Raw genomic sequence first — 17005 nt, 5'->3', positions numbered from 1 at the left:
AACAATCATCGCAAGGTTGTTTGCGGATACCAGCTGATAACGCATCCCTCTAAATACTTTATACTAGATACTATATACTATCTTAATACTAAATTTACCGCAAAACTTAGGAATGCGCTTTTTTCGCCTGCTTTTATTCCCCGTCTCGTTAATTTATGGCCTGGTCGTCGTTCTGCGTAACTGGGCTTATGATACAGGGGTTTTTAAGTCGCGTAAATTTAAGATCCCCATTATCTCGGTCGGAAATCTGGCTGTGGGCGGTGCCGGTAAAAGTCCGATGACTGAATACCTCGTTTCCTTATTAAAAGATGATCACAAGGTTGCCACCCTTAGCCGGGGTTACGGGCGGCGTACAAAAGGGTTTTTGCAGGTGAAATCTTCATCCCAGGCTGAGGATTCAGGCGATGAGCCGCTGCAGTTTAAAAAGAAATTTCCGGAGATAACAGTCGCGGTTTGCGAAGACAGGGTAGAAGGGGTAAAGGAGTTAAATCAGCACCACCAGGTAATTATTCTTGACGATGCCTTTCAGCATCGCGCCGTGAAACCTGGTTTGAGCATACTCTTGTTCGATTACAGAGTCTTTTGCGGTTTTCAATGGCTTTTACCCACGGGAGATCTCCGTGAACCTTTAACGGGCCGAAAACGTGCCGATATACTCGTGATAACCAAGTGCCCCATTGATCTGACAGCGGAACAGAAAAAAGAGCTTATCGCCAAGGTTAACCCTTACCCTCACCAGCAAGTCTTTTTTTCGTCACTTGAATATGCAGACCTGAAAATGCTTTTGCATCCCGATGAGGAGCTTAGCCTGCAGAGTACTACTACCGATACTCAAATCTTTGTGATCACTGGAATAGCTAATGCACAGCCGCTTATTGAACAGCTAAATCTTTATACTTCAGATATCATCCATCATGAGTATCCGGATCACCATTTATTCAGCAAAAAAAATATCGTTAAACTTGCAGCTGCATTTAACAATTCGCCTGCCGGTAAAAAGTTTATTATCACCACCGAAAAGGACGCACAACGCTTAAATTCGCACCAGTTTAGAGAACTTTTGAAGGGTCTTCCGGTTTATTACCTTCCAGTGAGAGCTCGTATACAGTCGCCTGATGAAGAGCGATTTAATAATCTGATAATAGAATATGTTAGAAAACATCCAGTTAACAACCGAATATATAAAACGTAAGATCGGTGATTTCGAGCCTGAGATAGGTATTATCCTGGGCACCGGCTTAGGTGGTTTGGTTGACGATATTGAAGTGGAACATAAGCTGATGTATTCTAATATCCCCAACTTCCCGATCTCTACTCTCGAATTTCATTCAGGTAAATTGATCTTCGGCGTATTAAGCGGAAAAAGGGTTGTGGCTATGCAAGGCCGGCTTCATTACTATGAAGGTTATGATATGAAGCAGATTACCTTTCCGGTCAGGGTGATGAAGATGCTTGGTATTAAACAGCTGCTGGTGTCAAATGCCAGTGGTGCACTTAATCCGGATTACAGAAAGGGCGATCTCATGATTATTGAAGATCATATCAACATGCAACCTGACAATCCCTTACGCGGAAGAAATTCGGAAGCATTAGGTCCACGTTTTCCGGATATGAGTGAGCCTTACCATCCGGATATGGTTTGTGCAGGGATGGAAATAGCTAAAAAAAATAATATTACCTGTCATAAAGGAGTTTATGTTTCGGTAAGTGGCCCCAATCTTGAAACAAAGGCGGAATATCGCTTTCTACGCATAATTGGTGGAGATGCAGTAGGGATGAGCACGGTGCCTGAGGTTATCGTAGCCAATCACATGGGTTTACCGGTGTTTGCCATTTCTGTTTTAACGGATGAAGGTTTTCCGGATACGCTCAAACCCGTTTCTGTTGAAGAGATCATTGAAATTGCAAAGGAGGCAGAACCCCGGATGACACAAATATTGAAAGAATTGATCAGCACGTTTTAGATGAAGAGACTTTTAAGTATTTTTTTTCTTCTCCAGTTTTTCTTAGTCGGAACTTCGCTGGCACAAGACCCCGGAACCGAACTTGACTCACTTCGAAAAATGGAGGAGGAGGATGTAGATTCGGTTATATTTACCTCTAAATACATCAGGTACACCGACAGGCAATTGCTGAATACAGCAACTCAGACGGTACCGATTGACACCACGCTGAGCAACTTTCAAAACTACAGTCCGCTTTACCAAGCTAAGCGACCAACAATTGGCTTAGGAAGTTTGGGAATTGCTTACCGCGATCTGCTATTTACTCCAAGTAAAAAGATCGGTTTTGATCCCGGCTTTCATGCGCTCGACCACTATTTGATGACGCAGGATGATGTTCGGTATTACCGGGCCCGGTCTCCGTATACTGATCTGTACTATGTAAATGGTAGTCTGCAGGAACAGATCTTTAAGGTTACCCATTCACAGAATATTAAGCCAAACTGGAACTTCGGCGCTAATTATAACCGTATTGGAGCTGAAGGCTTCTATGCGAACCAGGATGCAGATCATTTGAACGCTGCCTTGTTCACCTGGTATGAATCACCAGGGAACCGCTACAATTTACTGGCAAATGCTCTATTCAATACCATTAAAGCCGGCGAGAATGGTTCGACAACCAACGACACGATTTTTACCGGCAACTCCTCGATAAGAAAGGATGCCGAAATAGTGAGGCTGCGTGCTACCGGGCGTGAAAGGCCAATGCAAACTTGGAGACAGAAAAGTTTTTTCTTAAAGCAGATGTATTACATCGGCCGAATGGATACCTTAAAATCAGATAGCCTGGCATCGCAAATATTGCCTACCCAGCGATTGTCGCATTCCGTTAATTACACGACGGATCGTTACCGTTTTTTCAGGAATGAGCCCGATCTGCTGGGAGCCCTGCCTGACATCTCTGTTCCCGACTCTTTGTCTACAAGGGACTCGACCATTGTTAACAACCTGAGTAACGAATTTACATATAGCTTTTATCTTCGAGGGAAGACGGTTAGTTTTTTAAAGAATGAAGTGAAGCTTGACCTGGGACTGCAGCATGACCTTTATCACTATGAACAGAAGGGTTATAAAGATAATTTTCAAAATATTACCCTTAAAGCGGGACTCGGTTACCGGTTCAGCGATAAAGTTAATATCCAGGCAGACCTTCATCAAATAGCTCAGGGCCGTAATGCGGGCGATTTTTTATACGAGGCTAATACCAGCTTCCTGTTAAGCAAATCATTAGGACGGATTGTGCTGGGTGCATATTCGCAAAATAAATCTCCGGAACAAATGTTTGAACGGCTCGATTACCAGTTCCATAACTGGAATCAGAGCTTCGATCGCACCAAAGTCAACAACTTCTCTTTTATTTACGAAAATCCGAAACTGCAGTTTACCGGTAAGGCGGAGTACCTTCTGATTGACAATTACCTCTATTACCGGGAAACAGCTATTGACAGACAAATTGAACCAGCACAGTTTGATAACAGCATCAACCTATTAAAAATAAGTGTCGGGAAGGACTTTAAGTTTGGCAACCTTCATCTTGATAATTACGTGGTCTACCAGAAGACGGACTATCAGGACCTGTTACGTACGCCCGAGGTCTACACCTATCACAGCCTCTATTATGCTCTGAAGCTTTTCAATGTGCTGAGTACTAACTTCGGATTTGATGTACGTTATAATACGCCTTTTAAGAACCCGGCGTATTCAATAAACACCAGCCAATTCTATAATGACCGCGAACCTGTTGAGTTTGCTTCTGATCCGATTGTTGACGTGTGGGTCAGGGCAAACCTGCGACGAACTACTTTATTCGTTAAGTACGATTATGCCAACCAAGGTTTGTTTTCCAATGGATTTTACACAGTCAAACGATACCCTATGCAGGATGCCCTACTGAAGTTTGGGTTAAGCTGGAAGTTTTACAATTAATATGCAAATAAGTAAATGCGCAAATGTTCAAATGAGTAGATGTGCAAATATGCAGATGAGCAGATAAACAGTTCCATCACCCGTTTTACTCAGCCGTCCATTTTCTTCATTTGCACATCAGCATATTCCCATATTCGCACATTAATCAAGTTTTCTGTTTCTTCTTCTTCGCTGCCGGGAACAGCACATTGTTGAGTATTAACCGATAGCCCGGTGAGTTAGGGTGCAAATTCAGATCTGTAGGCGGATCGCCTACGGCGTGCTGGTAATCTTCCGGGTCATGGCCGCCATAAAAGGTCCACTGGCCTTTGCCAAATTCGCCATGGATGTATCGCGCTTCATTTGCCACTTTCGTTTCACCCATAATAAGTACTTCCGGCTTGATAAGATCTTTTCGGAACGCGGTGGTTTGTCCCATAAACCCTTTAACAACTTTATCGTGATTTTGAGTAAGCATTGTGGGAACTACGTCCCATTTGGCTGAGAATTCAAAAAGAGTAAAGAAGTCACTGGTGCGTTCAATATTCCGGGTGGGCGTTACATCAATGCTTGAGAATTCATAGTTATAGGGATTGAGATCTAAACGGAAATTCTGAAAGGCAAAGGTTTGCGAAAAGTCCAGTTTTGACTGTGCCTGCGGGTCGGCGCCATCACCATCAAACATACTTTCGGCAATATCTATTCCCGCAGCGGCTAGAGCTATATCAAACGTCTCGGGACCTGAGCACATGGCGAACATGAAACCGCCACCTGCGCAAAAGCTTTGGATATTTTTGGCGACTGCAAGTTTCATCTCTGATACTTTTTTGAAGCCGTTTCTTTTAGCAGTCGCTTCTTGAAGGCGGACATCTTCAATGTACCAGCCCGCATTTCGGAAAGCGCTGTAAAAACGTCCGTACTGACCTGTAAAATCCTCATGGTGCAAGTGTAACCAGTCGTACTTTGGGAGGTTCCCTTTCAAAACCTCGTCATCATAGACTATTTCGTAGGGGATTTCAGCGTAAGTTAGAACCATGGTTACGGCGTCATCCCAGGGGAGTTTATTTTTTGGCGAGTAGACAGCTATTTTAGGTGCCTTTTCAAGTTTAACGAGATCCATGTTCACAGAAGGATCAGTGATTTCATTCAGTATGGCATTAACTTTAGCGTCTGCTGTCACATCATACGATACCCCGCGGATCTTGCATTCATTTTCAACCTGCTGAGAATACTTTATCAGAAAACTTCCGCCCCTGTAATTTAATAGCCAGTCTACTTCCAGCCCGTTCTTTAAAGTCCAGTATGCTATACCGTAGGCCTTCAAATGGTTTTTCTGGTCCTCGTCCATAGGTATAAGTATAGATGCGGCCCTGCAGATACCTGAAACCAATAAGATCAGTATAGTGAAACGCCATTTAAGCATGCTTTTGTAAACGTTTGGTGAAGTTTAAAGTTAGGCAAATCAGAAGGTTTTTAGGAGATTTTGATAGAGATTAACATAATTGCCCGAAATAATTAACTTTGTCAGTTCATAAAAGATAGATAATGAGTAAAGCAATTATAAAAACTGAGAAGGGTGACATGACCGTACAATTCTATGATAAGGATGCACCCGGTACTGTAGAGAATTTTTTGAAGCTAGCTAAAGAAGGATTTTACGATGGCGTAACTTTTCACCGTGTTCTGCCTGACTTCGTGATCCAGGGTGGTGACCCAACCGGAACAGGTGCAGGTGGCCCCGGCTATAAAATTAAATGTGAATTAGACGGCGAGAATCAATACCATGATCGTGGCGTGTTATCTATGGCCCATGCGGGTCGTGACACCGGTGGTTCGCAATTCTTTATCTGCCATAGCCGTAATAACACTGCTCACCTTGACCGTAATCACACTTGCTTCGGTAAAGTAATAGAAAACGTTGATGTGGTAGATGCTATCCGTCAGGGCGATAAAATTTTAAGTGTAGAAGTAATTGAAGATAGTATTTAGTATAAAGTATTTAGTAGATAGTACAATAGTGGATTACCATGGTAACCTGCTCCAATCTAAATACTAGGTACTAAATACTCAGTACTTAAAACAAAAAATATGAATTTAAGAGGACTTGTATCTGTATCCGGTAAGCCGGGATTGTTTAAGTTGATCGGTCAGAATAAATCCGGGTTTATACTGGAAACCCTTGACGAGCAAAAAACGAAGACAGTTGTAAATATGTCTACCTCAAAAATGGCAACGTTGGAAGACATTACTGTTTTTGGCGATGATGAGGATTTGAAATTAGTGGACATCTTCGAGAAGATCAAATCCAGTGAAAAGGTGCCTGATGTTAAAACAGCAGACGGTACAGCTTTACGGAACTTTTTTAGAGAGGTAGCTCCTGGCCATGACGAAGATAGAGTGTATGCTTCGGACATGAAGAAGATACTTAACTGGTTTAGTGTGATCAAAGAATTGCCATTATTTGCTGAAGAAGCTCCCGAGCCGTTAGCAGAAGGCGGTGTAATGGCTGAAACCCCGGCAGCGGTTAAAAAAACAGAGCATGCCGTTTCGGAAAAACCGAAAGCAACCAAGGCGCCTGCTAAAAGCGCGACCAGGGTTTCTCAAAAAGCAAAGTAACCTACAAACTTTTAATAACAAAGGCCGGATTTCCGGCCTTTGTTATTAAAAGAAGAATACAATTGCCGCCCCGATCGCTAAGGCGATTAGTATCAGTATCCAAAAGCGCCTTTGTTCATTCCCGGGATTTATTCCTTTGTAATGGTAGTTTCTTTTTCCAAGTGACATAGTCAAATTTAATTAAATAGGTTTATTCATGATGATAGGGCTCGCCCTTCATTATTGTAAATGCCCGGTATACTTGTTCAACAAAGAACAACCGAACCATTTGGTGGGAGAAAGTCATCCGCGAAAGCGAAATCTTCTCATGTGCACGATTATACACATCCGGGCTGAAACCATAGGGTCCACCTACAACGAAAACAAGGTGCTGAACACTGCCTGTCATCTTTTTATTAAGAAAACCGGAGAATTGAGCTGATGTAAGGTTCATTCCGTTTTCATCTAATAGTATAAGCTGATCTGTATTTGAAATGTTTTTGAATATCAGCTCTGCTTCTTTGCTTTTCTGCTGATCCTGTGAAAGATTCTTGGTGTTCTTAAGCTCAGGAAGTTCAAGTACTTTAAAACCTATGTAATGTTTCAGGCGCTTCAAATACTTATCCATACCCTCCAGCAAGTATTTATCTTCGGTCTTTCCAATGGTTAAAAAGGTGATCTTCACTAGTAGTAAGTAGTTAGTAGTTAGATATTTAATCCTGCCGTACTTTATTTAATGATGCTGATGGAACCGGCCTTTTTTATAGGCTCTCCGCTTATGCTAACTGCATCAATAATGTAATAATAAGTTCCTACCGGTAAGGGAGCGTTATTATAAACGCCTTTCCAGTTTTCAAAAATATCATTTGTCTGGAACAGCGGACTACCATACCGGTTATATATTTGCAAACGGTAGGAAACGATATTACTGATAGTTATAACGAACTCATCATTTACCTGATCGGCATTAGGGGTAAAGGTGTTGGGGATCAGTATAGTATTGTCTACCCTGATCACAAATTTCCCTTGTGTTAGTGAGTTGCTGCAGGCCCCATTATTATAAGCGGTTAAAGTGATATTATATTCGCCGAACGCAGTGTATTCATGAGACGGGTTCTCTTCCGTGGATGTGCTCCCGTCTCCAAAGTCCCATAAGTATGAATTAGCATCCGTAGAGTTGTTGATGAACTGCACTGTAACCGGAGAGGTTAATATCGCCGGCATGCTGGGATCTGAAATGAATGACGCTACTGGTGTTTTTATGATGTCGGGCACAATGATCGACGCGGCCTCGCTGCTACAGCGTCCACTGGTGGCTACAAGGGTATATTCTCCGGAAAGATTAATACTATTGACCGGAATAGTAACAATAGCTCCTGAAGCGCTGAAATCGTTAGGTCCACTCCACGTGTAAGTGGTATTGGGTGTTGCTGTGGTGGTTAATATAATAGTGTCATTTACACAAAAGCTGTTTTTATTGATCTGGATAACCGGCTTCGGTGTAATTGCGGGAACGTCAATAACTTTGGTTACCGTAACCCTGCATCCTGAACTGGAGGTGGCAGTTACTGTTATGGTCCGTTCGCCCGGGGTATTATAGGAAACTATATATGGTCCGTTTCCGGCGCCTGATTTAATTGTAAATCCAGGGCCAAAATTAGCTCTGAGCTCCTGGTAGTCGATTGCTGTATAACTGATTGTGTAAGTAAGCTCATTAGTGCAGGGATTATTTTCTGTTACATCAAGGGTGACCACCGGCGTTTCACTTATCGGGGGGACGATAATGATTGAAGGGTCACTAGTGCACCCGTTTAAGCTAATGGTAAGAGAATAGCTTCCCGCAACATTATAATCAGCGACCGGTATATTTAAGGTCGGCTGATTCGATGTGAAGCCGTTAGGACCCGTCCATGCATATATTGCACTATCAACCAGGGGTGTTGACAGTACCACTGTCTCATACAAACAGAAAGTAGTTCTGTTAATTGAAATTTCAGGCGGTTCGGGCTTCTCAATAACAGTGAAAGAATAGGTCGCCACCACTGAACATTCTTTGTCGCCAAAGGCCTGTAGAACCACCGTTTTAATGCCAGGACGGGAGTAGCTGACGGTGATAGGACCCGCAGTATCCGCTGAGTCTAAACTTGCCCCTTCGCCGAATGTCCATTTTAAGCGGTTATAACTGCTGGAAAGACTTGTGAATGTGTAGTCTTGCTGTGGTGTGCAGGGGTTATTGTGTTTGAAATCAATTACAGCCTGCGGTCCCAGGAATTCTCCGGTGCCGCCAAACTCTATAGTGAAGCCATTATTACCCCGATCGAAGTTGTTAACCAGCAAAGCATAGATGTGCCCTTCCTGCATATCTACATAGCGAACAAAGCCATCCTGTCCTTCCAAACATCCTCCGTTTTCAAACAGATCTGTCGAGGTAATATTTAAACCCGTTTTTGTGTAACGGTTTTGCCCGGGTCCAAAGCAATCCACCCCACGACCTGCATCACACCGGATAGCATTGGCCACAGTTACACCGGCGCAATTGTCAACTGTTCCCAGGTCATATAACACCCAGTCAATGTCGTCATTGGCTGTAGGTGTGATAACAAAAGTTAAAGTGCCGTTGTTGGCTGCAGTCCACTTATACCAGGCGCTATTTTGTTCGGAGTTAACGGCAAATGCAGAAAGGCATGTTCCTGCAGCCTCGTCGCTGTTAAATCCTCCTCCCGACACATCTGTTTGAGTAAATGTCTCCTTGCTACATAGCACTGATGCGGATGAGCAATCTTGTCCCGGTTTGAAAATAGGGGTGTAGTTGTTGATGCATAATTTGAAGCTTCCGGTACCTGACCCGCTGACTCGGATATAATAAATCTTACCTATAATTAATCCGCCTTTGTATAGAGACGTAACGTTATCCGAGCTTACCTGTGAAGTGACAATTTGTGCAGTGTTACATTCCTGGTAAAGTTCAACTACCGGACTTTGCAAAGTGCCGCCCAGATTGCCGGTGCCGTCTGTATTTCCGCTGATGGAAACATTCACATCAAAAGCTCTGGCGGTGAACTGAAACCACACATCGCCTTCAACTGCACTTTCTGTGGTGAATTCCTTGTCTGCGGAGCAATAGTTAGAAACGTTGACGATCACTGTTGCCTGTTCGCAATTATCGTTTGCCGGCTGTGCAAAACAAAGGTTGTAGAAGAAGAAAAGTATAAAAACACTAATTATATTCTTCACATTCAGGCTATTTCGAATATAAAAATATAAAAAACCCCACCCATTTGCATGGGTAGGATTTTAAAAACAGCGGCTTATGAGTTAAACGGTGTTATGGGCAACTTGCTTAAGCCACGGGTTGTTGTTTATTACAAGTGTTGCCGACAAATCGTGCTTTCAAGAAGTCACTTCTCCTTCATCGAGATTGAAATTCTTTTCTGACCGTTCTCATCTGTCGACTTTTGAGTAAGTTTAACAATACCCGAAGGCATAATTTCAAATTGAAGGGTAAAGGCCATTCCGGATGGAACTCCCGGATACTGGAAACTATTATTTCCTATATAGTCGAAGCTGACTCCAAACACTTCATTCTTCATCCAGAGTGCATTGTTCATTTTAAAGAACTCGATCTTATTGTTTTTGTCGTTCTCATCTGAATAAATACCGGTCAGTTTGTCAATAGCGGCGGGCTCGATGGCTAGCTTATCGGATAAACTCACATCAAACAAAACCTTTTTTGTTCCATTTGGTAAGGTTTGAACGTTTAAGATCCTTCTTTTCGCATGGGGAGACGACGAAGAAGAATCTGTGGAAATATGTGGATCGCCAGAAAAATAAAGCTGAGTCACTAAAGGCTGATAACCTTTGGCGGTAATCATCATGTGAAAATGTGCCGGTCGTACAATGCCTCCGCCCACCTCATAGGGCACAGGTAAAATGGTATTGAATAAATAATGTCCTTGTTCATCCGTGAAAGTGGTGCCCCGATAGCGAAATTCCTTAGATGTATTATCATAATTTCCTTTGCTGCTGCAGTGCCATAACTCAACTACGGCTTTTTTGCAGGGAGTTATACAGTCTTTGTGTTTAACGCTACCCTGTAATTGAATCAGAGTGCCAGGCTCGCCTTTTATGGCCAGGTTTGTTCTAACCGGACTGTCAGGGCGGTAAAAGGGCCCCAGTATGTCGGTGGTTGTTTCACAATCACCGACAAAACGACTGCCATCAAAGCGGATAAATCCTGTAGCTGTTACCGCTACCGCAAAGAGGGTAGTATTTTTAATAAAACTTCTGCGTTCCATACACGTGAGGATTTATGTGGAAATGAAATTTATTAGAAATGATATTAAGAAAAAGGGGATCTGAATTTTCTTGAGTGAATATTAACAGATAGGTATAATTTTATCTTTTTTTAATTTGGCGACCGGTAATCTAATATACAAAAAAGCCCTGCTCATATTTCGTGAACAGGGCTTAATACTCCTTATTTGTTATTTACTACACATTTTGCTTCATTCTGATAATATTCAAAGCACCACCTGCCTTAAACCATTCAATCTGTTGCTCATTATAAGTATGGTTAACACTGAATGATTCAGTATTGCCGTCTGAATGATGCAACACGATGGTCAATGGCTGACCGGGTGTGAATGTATTCAAGCCGGTGATATCAATAACATCGTCTTCTTTAATGCGGTCATAGTCTGAAGCGTCGGCAAAGGTTAATCCAAGCATTCCTTGCTTCTTCAGGTTTGTCTCATGTATCCGGGCAAATGACTTTACCAGAATTGCTCTGACTCCTAAATGGCGAGGCTCCATAGCTGCATGCTCACGTGATGAACCTTCGCCATAGTTTTCGTCGCCAACAACGATACTGCCAATCCCTGCGGCTTTGTACGCGCGGGCAGTATCAGGAACCGGTCCGTATATGCCGGTTAACTGGTTCTTCACACTATTCGGCAACTCGTTAAAATAGTTAGTCGCACCAATCAGCATATTATTAGAAATGTTATCAAGGTGCCCACGGAATTTCAACCATGGACCAGCCATAGAGATATGGTCAGTAGTACATTTACCTTTTGCTTTGATTAAAAGACGCAGGCCGGTAATATCTGTTCCTTCCCATGCTTTAAAAGGATCAAGAAGCTGTAAACGTGCTGAGTTAGGATCGACGCGAACTGATACAACACTTCCGTCTTCGGCAGGTGCCTGGTATCCGGCATCTTCCACTGCATAACCTCTTAACGGCATTTCTAAACCTTGTGGCTCATCAAGCATCACCTGCTCGCCGTTCCTGTTCGTTAATGTGTCAGTCATCGGGTTAAAACCCAGATTTCCGGCGATCGTTAAAGCGGTAACCACTTCAGGGGATGCAACGAAGGCGTGCGTGTTTGGATTACCGTCATTACGGGCTTTGAAATTTCTATTGAAAGAAGTTAAGATCGAGTTCTTGCGATTAGGATCGTCGCTGTGACGCGCCCATTGGCCAATACATGGACCACAGGCATTCGCTAAAACAACACCACCCATTTGTTCGAAGGTGTTCAGGTAGCCATCACGTTCAACAGTATAACGTACCAACTCTGAACCCGGCGTAATGGTGAATTCTGCCTTCGCCTGCAGGTTTTTATCAACTGCTTGTTTGGCAATTGATGCCGCTCTTGTGATATCTTCGTAAGATGAGTTGGTACATGAGCCGATCAGTCCCACTTCCAGTTCCACAGGCCATCCATGCTCGCGTACGGCCTCACCAAATTTAGACAATGGCCAGGCCATATCCGGGGTGAATGGTCCGTTAATATGTGGCTCCAATGTTGACAGATCTATTTCTATAACCTGATCAAAATAAGCCTGAGGATTATTGTAAACTTCCTCATCACCGGTCAGGTGCTCTTTTACTTCATCGGCAAGATTTGCGATGTCTTCGCGGTTGGTGCCTTTAAGGTATTCCGCGATCTTTTGATCGTAACCGAAGACCGAAGTGGTAGCGCCAATCTCTGCTCCCATATTACAGATTGTACCTTTACCGGTTGCCGATAAAGATTGTGCCCCCTCTCCGAAATATTCTACAATATATCCCGTACCACCTTTAACGGTTAATATTCCGGCTACTTTCAGGATCACATCTTTTGCAGAAGTCCACCCGGACAGTTTACCGGTTAATTTTATGCCTATTAATTTCGGGAACTTTAATTCCCAGGCTAATCCTGCCATCACATCACATGCATCAGCACCACCCACGCCTATAGCGATCATTCCCAGACCACCTGCGTTTGGAGTATGCGAATCTGTTCCGATCATCATACCACCGGGGAAAGCATAATTCTCTAAAACCACCTGGTGAATGATACCAGCACCTGGTTTCCAAAAGCCAATTCCATATTTATCTGAAACAGAAGAAAGGAAATCAAATACTTCCTTATTCTGAGTGTTAGAGGCTGCCAAGTCTTCTGCAGCACCTACTTTAGCCTGTATCAGGTGATCGCAATGTACCGTGGAAGGAACAGCTACCGTTGGTCTTCCCGCCTGCATAAACTGCAAAAGGGCCATTTGAGCGGTTGCATCCTGCATAGCCACCCGGTCCGGTGCGAAGTCAACATAAGTTACGCCGCGCTCGTAGGCCTGGGAAGCTTTGCCTTCCCATAAGTGGGCGTATAAAATCTTTTCGGTTAAAGTAAGAGGTTTGTTAACAACGTTACGGGCTGCCTGAATACGCATTCCGTAGTTATCGTAAACCTTTTTGATCATGTCTAAATCAAATGCCATAATATGTTTGATTGTAAAAAGGTAATTCGTAAAAAACTTTGTGCGAAGTTACAAAAACCACACTAATTTTTTGACACTCCGGGACGTTTATAAGACGGCCAAGGCTAATCAAGCTCAGCCAAACTTCGTTTTAAAGGGCAAGAAACTGAAACCCTCTGTCACTAAGTTGTTTAAGAACCTGGGGTAACGCATTTTCAAGGCGTGGGAATGCCTTTACACTGTCGTGGAATACAATAACAGATCCGTTCTGCGCATTAGATAACACATTCTTTACACATCTGTCAGCATCAATCCCGGTATCAAAGTCGCCACTTAATACATCCCACATAATGATGGAGTATTTGGATTTTAAATTTGAGATTTGAAATCTTTTAGCGCGGCCATAGGGTGGCCTGAACAAATTAGACCTCACCAGAGTAGCGCATTGGGAAACGTTTTCAAGGTAAACTTCATTCTTTGTATTCCAGCCTTTTAAATGGTTGTAAGTATGGTTTCCGACCGCATGACCCTCATCCAGTATCTGCTTGTAAATTTCCGGATGCTTGCTCACATTATCGCCAATGCAAAAGAAAGTTGCCTTTGCATTAAAACTTTTTAGGGCATTTAGTACAAAGGGTGTAACAACAGGTATAGGTCCATCGTCAAAGGTTAAAAAAATGGATTTCTCTTCGCGGCTTTTATGCCATATCGCCGAAGGGTAGAACCATTGTAACCAGAAAGGTGATTTGGCGAGGTACATGCAATGTTTTTATTGCGAAGATATATCCCATAATTTACTTTCTGATAATTAGCAGATAAAAACTAAATTGAGGGCTTTTTAGATTCTATGAGTTTTATTAATAAAAACATTTCAGCTTTAAAAATCACCGTTTTCACAACCCTTGGGTTACTTATTGCAAGCGGCGACAGCCAGGCTCAGAAAATAATCACTTTAAGAGAAGCTACAGAGCTGGCCCTTCAAAACAACCTCCAGATCAAACAAGCTGAATTTTCGGAAGCTATAAGCGCCGAAGATCTGAAACAAAGCCGGTTTGCTTTATATCCCACATTGAATGGCAGCAGCAATCTGAATTTTAATTTCGGGCGGAGTATTGATCCCTTAACCAACCAGTTTGTGAACCAGGCTGTCACATCCACAAACGGGAATCTGTTTGCAGGAGTAACCTTGTTCCAGGGATTCCAATTGATGAATCAGATTTCGCAAAATAAGTATGCCCTTGAAGCTGATAAAAGCAATACGCAGAAGACCAAAAATGATCTGTTGTTATCAGTGGTCACTACTTACCTGCAAGTTTTAAATAGCCGGGATATGCTGACGGCTTCGAAACAACAGCTTGATATATCACTGCAGCAGCTTGACCGTGAACAAAAGTTTTACGACGTTGGCGAAAAGACCCTTGCTGATCTCTCCCAGGCGAAGGCCCAGGTAGCCACCGCAGAATTAAATGTAACGAATGCGCAGAACGCCCAGGATTTAAACTACCTGAACCTGGCGCAGTTGCTGGAGCTTGATCCTTCCGTACCGTTCGAGGTTGAAGTACCTTCAATAGAAGATGTGAAAATTGAAAACGCAGTTTATAGTGCTCCGGAAATATATAAAACCGCTTTAACTAACTATCCTGATATCAAACTGGCCGAATATCGGCGTATGGTTTTCGAAAAAGCAGTAGATGTTGCTAAGGGTAATTATTATCCCCGTCTGACACTTCAAACTGGATTGGGAAGCGGATTCTCCAACGGCCGGATGCAGGTAGTAGATCGGGTAGCTGATGGTACAAACAGTCCCATTGGATTTGTGCAGAGTACGAACGAAGTAGTAGTTACCCCTAATTATTCTACCACTTTTGAGAAAACCCCTTTCCGCACTCAAATTGATGAGAACTATAACCAGTCAATTGGTTTTAATTTATCCATACCCCTGTTTAATGGCTTTTCAGCCCGATCATCTGTGAGAAGAGCTAAGATCAACCTGCGCAATTCAGAAGTTAGTGAGCAGCTGGCCAAAAACAACCTGAACAAGGTGGTTAACCAGGCGGTATATGATTTAAGGGCAGCAGAGAGACGTCTGAATTCGGCAACAACGGCTTTCGAATCATCAAAAGAAGCCTTCAATGTAATTCAGCAACGGTATGATGTCGGGCTGGTGAATTCGCTCGACTATAACCAGGCCCAGACCAATTTAAACAAAGCTGAGTTTGATCTTATCCAGGCCAAATACGACTTGATCTTCCGCAATAAAGTAATCGATTACTACCTCGGAAATCCAATATCATTTTAATCAGAAACGAAACATTCCTTATAACAATGGCAAAGAAGAAAAATACATTAAAATATGTGCTCATAGGAGCAGGAGTGCTAATTGTACTAGCTGTGGCGGGTAATAAAATGGGGTGGTTTGGAAATGCCGATGTAACCCAGGTGGCAGTTGATAAAGCAGAGAAAAGACGGATTGTAGAAACTGTTTCTGCTAGTGGTAAAGTGCAGCCTGAAATAGAAGTTAAATTAAGCTCTGAAGTTTCTGGTGAGATAGTACAACTTTTAGTTCAGGAGGGGGAAGTGGTTAAGAAAGGCCAGTTGCTGTGTAAAGTCCGACCTGATGTACTACAATCCGGTTATGACCGTGCTGTGGCGTCTTTAAACAGTCAGAAGGCAAGTATGGCCAGTTCTCAGCAGCAGCTTAAACAAGCACAAGCGAATTTTGCTAATACTGCGGCACGTTACAAACGTAACCAGGAGCTTTTTAATAAGAAGGTAATCTCGGCAGCGGAGTTTGATGCCATTAAAGCTGAATATAATGCTGCAAAAGCAAATCTGGAGTCTGTGCGTCAGAACGTGATTGGCTCTAAGTTCGGTGTTGAACAATCAAACGCAGTGGTTCAGGAAGCAGGTGCTAATCTTGCTAAAACAACTATCTATGCCCCTGTTGATGGTGTGATCTCTAAACTATCAGTGGAGTTAGGCGACCGTATATTGGGTACCTCGCAGATGGCAGGTACCGAGCTGATGCGGATCTCGAATCTGGAATCAATGGAAGTTAGCGTGGACGTTAATGAGAGCGATATAAATAGGGTTTCGAAAAATGATACCGCAGAAATTGAGGTTGACGCATTCCAGGGAAGAAAATTTAAAGGCGTTGTAACGGAAATAGCAAGTTCGGCTAACGTGGTGGGCGCAAGTGCCGATCAGGTGACTAACTTCACGGTAAAGGTGCGGATTTTGCCGGAGTCGTATGCTGAGTTGCTGAAGGCCGGAAAAGACAACCCCTCACCATTCCGTCCGGGATTGTCTGCCACCGTGGATATTCAGACCGAGAGTTTCACAGGCTTAGCGGTTCCAATCCAGTCAGTTACAACCCGTGAAGAGAAGAAGGTAACAACAGAAGAAGAAAAGCCTTCAGCCAGCGAGAATGGCAAGGAAGAGGAGAAAAAATCTACAGAGCCTGTTAAAGAATACATCTTCGTTTATGCTGATGGTAAAGTAAAGCAGGTTGAAGTTAAAACCGGAATTCAGGATGATACTTACATTCAGGTGCTAAGTGGTTTGAAGGGCGGAGAGGAAGTCGTATCCAGACCATTTACAGCTATTTCCAAAACACTAAAAGATGGAATGCTTGTAGAAAAAGTGGCAAAAGAAAAGCTCTTCGCAAGCGAGAAAAAAGAATAATTTCTTTAAATACATTAACTTGCCCCTTTATTGAATTAGGTTAAAAGGTAGCTTATATCTTTTAGCATAAAACAAAAAGG

13 protein-coding genes are annotated in these 17005 nt (G+C 43.0%); 7 read left to right on the top strand and 6 right to left on the bottom strand.

What is annotated here, in order from left to right:
* The first annotated feature begins 112 nt into the window (after nt 1-112).
* Genes lpxK through AC1MCB_RS12160 form a run of 3 tightly spaced genes read left to right on the top strand, consistent with a single transcriptional unit; the run spans nt 113 to nt 3929 of the window.
* Complete coding sequence (gene lpxK / locus AC1MCB_RS12170; protein ID WP_479964993.1) at nt 113-1192, top strand: tetraacyldisaccharide 4'-kinase; 1080 nt, start codon at nt 113-115, stop codon at nt 1190-1192.
* The gene (locus tag AC1MCB_RS12165) at nt 1149-1964 is read left to right on the top strand and encodes a purine-nucleoside phosphorylase (protein ID WP_479964992.1); all 816 of its coding nucleotides are present in this window, start codon (nt 1149-1151) and stop codon (nt 1962-1964) included. Before lpxK ends, AC1MCB_RS12165 begins: the two co-directional genes overlap by 44 nt.
* A complete protein-coding gene (locus tag AC1MCB_RS12160) occupies nt 1965-3929 on the top strand; it encodes a putative porin (protein ID WP_479964991.1) in 1965 nt (654 codons plus the stop codon). It begins immediately after the preceding gene.
* Nucleotides 3930-4074: 145 nt separating this feature from the next.
* On the opposite strand, the gene AC1MCB_RS12155 is transcribed toward AC1MCB_RS12160, so the two are convergent.
* Complete coding sequence (locus AC1MCB_RS12155) at nt 4075-5256, bottom strand: asparagine synthetase B (RefSeq protein ID WP_479964990.1); 1182 nt, start codon at nt 5254-5256, stop codon at nt 4075-4077.
* A gap of 197 nt (nt 5257-5453) precedes the next feature.
* Here AC1MCB_RS12155 and AC1MCB_RS12150 point away from each other — a divergent pair, with 197 nt between their 5' ends.
* The gene (locus tag AC1MCB_RS12150; protein WP_479964989.1) at nt 5454-5897 is read left to right on the top strand and encodes a peptidylprolyl isomerase; all 444 of its coding nucleotides are present in this window, start codon (nt 5454-5456) and stop codon (nt 5895-5897) included.
* Between the two features lie 99 nt (nt 5898-5996).
* Complete coding sequence (locus tag AC1MCB_RS12145; RefSeq protein WP_479964988.1) at nt 5997-6524, top strand: DUF5606 family protein; 528 nt, start codon at nt 5997-5999, stop codon at nt 6522-6524.
* A 190-nt stretch (nt 6525-6714) separates the two neighbouring features.
* Here the strand turns inward: AC1MCB_RS12145 and rlmH are convergent, their stop codons facing one another.
* The 5 genes from rlmH to AC1MCB_RS12120 form a co-directional block, all read right to left on the bottom strand.
* Nucleotides 6715-7188 carry a 23S rRNA (pseudouridine(1915)-N(3))-methyltransferase RlmH gene (rlmH, locus tag AC1MCB_RS12140; RefSeq protein WP_479964987.1) on the bottom strand — a complete coding sequence of 158 codons (474 nt, stop codon included), beginning with the start codon at nt 7186-7188 and terminating at the stop codon, nt 6715-6717.
* A 44-nt stretch (nt 7189-7232) separates the two neighbouring features.
* Entirely contained in the window at nt 7233-9737 is a 2505-nt protein-coding gene (locus tag AC1MCB_RS12135) for a PKD domain-containing protein (protein ID WP_479964986.1), read from the bottom strand.
* Between the two features lie 164 nt (nt 9738-9901).
* Nucleotides 9902-10798: a dioxygenase family protein gene (locus tag AC1MCB_RS12130; RefSeq protein WP_479964985.1), complete on the bottom strand. Its 897-nt coding sequence runs from the start codon at nt 10796-10798 to the stop codon at nt 9902-9904.
* 196 nt (nt 10799-10994) lie between these two features.
* Nucleotides 10995-13262 (bottom strand): aconitate hydratase, encoded by a 2268-nt coding sequence (locus AC1MCB_RS12125; RefSeq protein ID WP_479964984.1) that lies wholly within the window; start codon nt 13260-13262, stop codon nt 10995-10997.
* A gap of 130 nt (nt 13263-13392) precedes the next feature.
* Entirely contained in the window at nt 13393-14001 is a 609-nt protein-coding gene (locus tag AC1MCB_RS12120; protein ID WP_479964983.1) for a polysaccharide deacetylase family protein, read from the bottom strand.
* A gap of 87 nt (nt 14002-14088) precedes the next feature.
* On the opposite strand from AC1MCB_RS12120, the gene AC1MCB_RS12115 reads away from it, so the two are divergent.
* Both AC1MCB_RS12115 and AC1MCB_RS12110 read left to right on the top strand, forming a co-directional pair.
* Complete coding sequence (locus AC1MCB_RS12115; protein WP_479964982.1) at nt 14089-15540, top strand: TolC family protein; 1452 nt, start codon at nt 14089-14091, stop codon at nt 15538-15540.
* A 26-nt stretch (nt 15541-15566) separates the two neighbouring features.
* Nucleotides 15567-16925: an efflux RND transporter periplasmic adaptor subunit gene (locus AC1MCB_RS12110; protein WP_479964981.1), complete on the top strand. Its 1359-nt coding sequence runs from the start codon at nt 15567-15569 to the stop codon at nt 16923-16925.
* Nucleotides 16926-17005 lie beyond the last annotated feature (80 nt).

This window comes from Daejeonella sp. AP26, from assembly GCF_056680515.1.
Note: the sequence above shows the minus strand (reverse complement) of the source record. Positions and strands in the feature narration are given on the sequence as shown.

Excerpts from the sequence above, each read along its gene's own strand:
- lpxK (WP_479964993.1), top strand. The coding sequence starts at position 113 with ATGCGCTTTTTTCGCCTGCTTTTATTCCCCGTCTCGTTAATTTATGGC.
- AC1MCB_RS12165 (WP_479964992.1), top strand. The coding sequence starts at position 1,149 with ATGTTAGAAAACATCCAGTTAACAACCGAATATATAAAACGTAAGATC.
- AC1MCB_RS12160 (WP_479964991.1), top strand. The coding sequence starts at position 1,965 with ATGAAGAGACTTTTAAGTATTTTTTTTCTTCTCCAGTTTTTCTTAGTC.
- AC1MCB_RS12155 (WP_479964990.1), bottom strand. The coding sequence starts at position 5,256 with ATGGACGAGGACCAGAAAAACCATTTGAAGGCCTACGGTATAGCATAC.
- AC1MCB_RS12150 (WP_479964989.1), top strand. The coding sequence starts at position 5,454 with ATGAGTAAAGCAATTATAAAAACTGAGAAGGGTGACATGACCGTACAA.
- AC1MCB_RS12145 (WP_479964988.1), top strand. The coding sequence starts at position 5,997 with ATGAATTTAAGAGGACTTGTATCTGTATCCGGTAAGCCGGGATTGTTT.
- AC1MCB_RS12130 (WP_479964985.1), bottom strand. The coding sequence starts at position 10,798 with ATGGAACGCAGAAGTTTTATTAAAAATACTACCCTCTTTGCGGTAGCG.
- AC1MCB_RS12125 (WP_479964984.1), bottom strand. The coding sequence starts at position 13,262 with ATGGCATTTGATTTAGACATGATCAAAAAGGTTTACGATAACTACGGA.
- AC1MCB_RS12120 (WP_479964983.1), bottom strand. The coding sequence starts at position 14,001 with ATGTACCTCGCCAAATCACCTTTCTGGTTACAATGGTTCTACCCTTCG.
- AC1MCB_RS12115 (WP_479964982.1), top strand. The coding sequence starts at position 14,089 with ATGAGTTTTATTAATAAAAACATTTCAGCTTTAAAAATCACCGTTTTC.
- AC1MCB_RS12110 (WP_479964981.1), top strand. The coding sequence starts at position 15,567 with ATGGCAAAGAAGAAAAATACATTAAAATATGTGCTCATAGGAGCAGGA.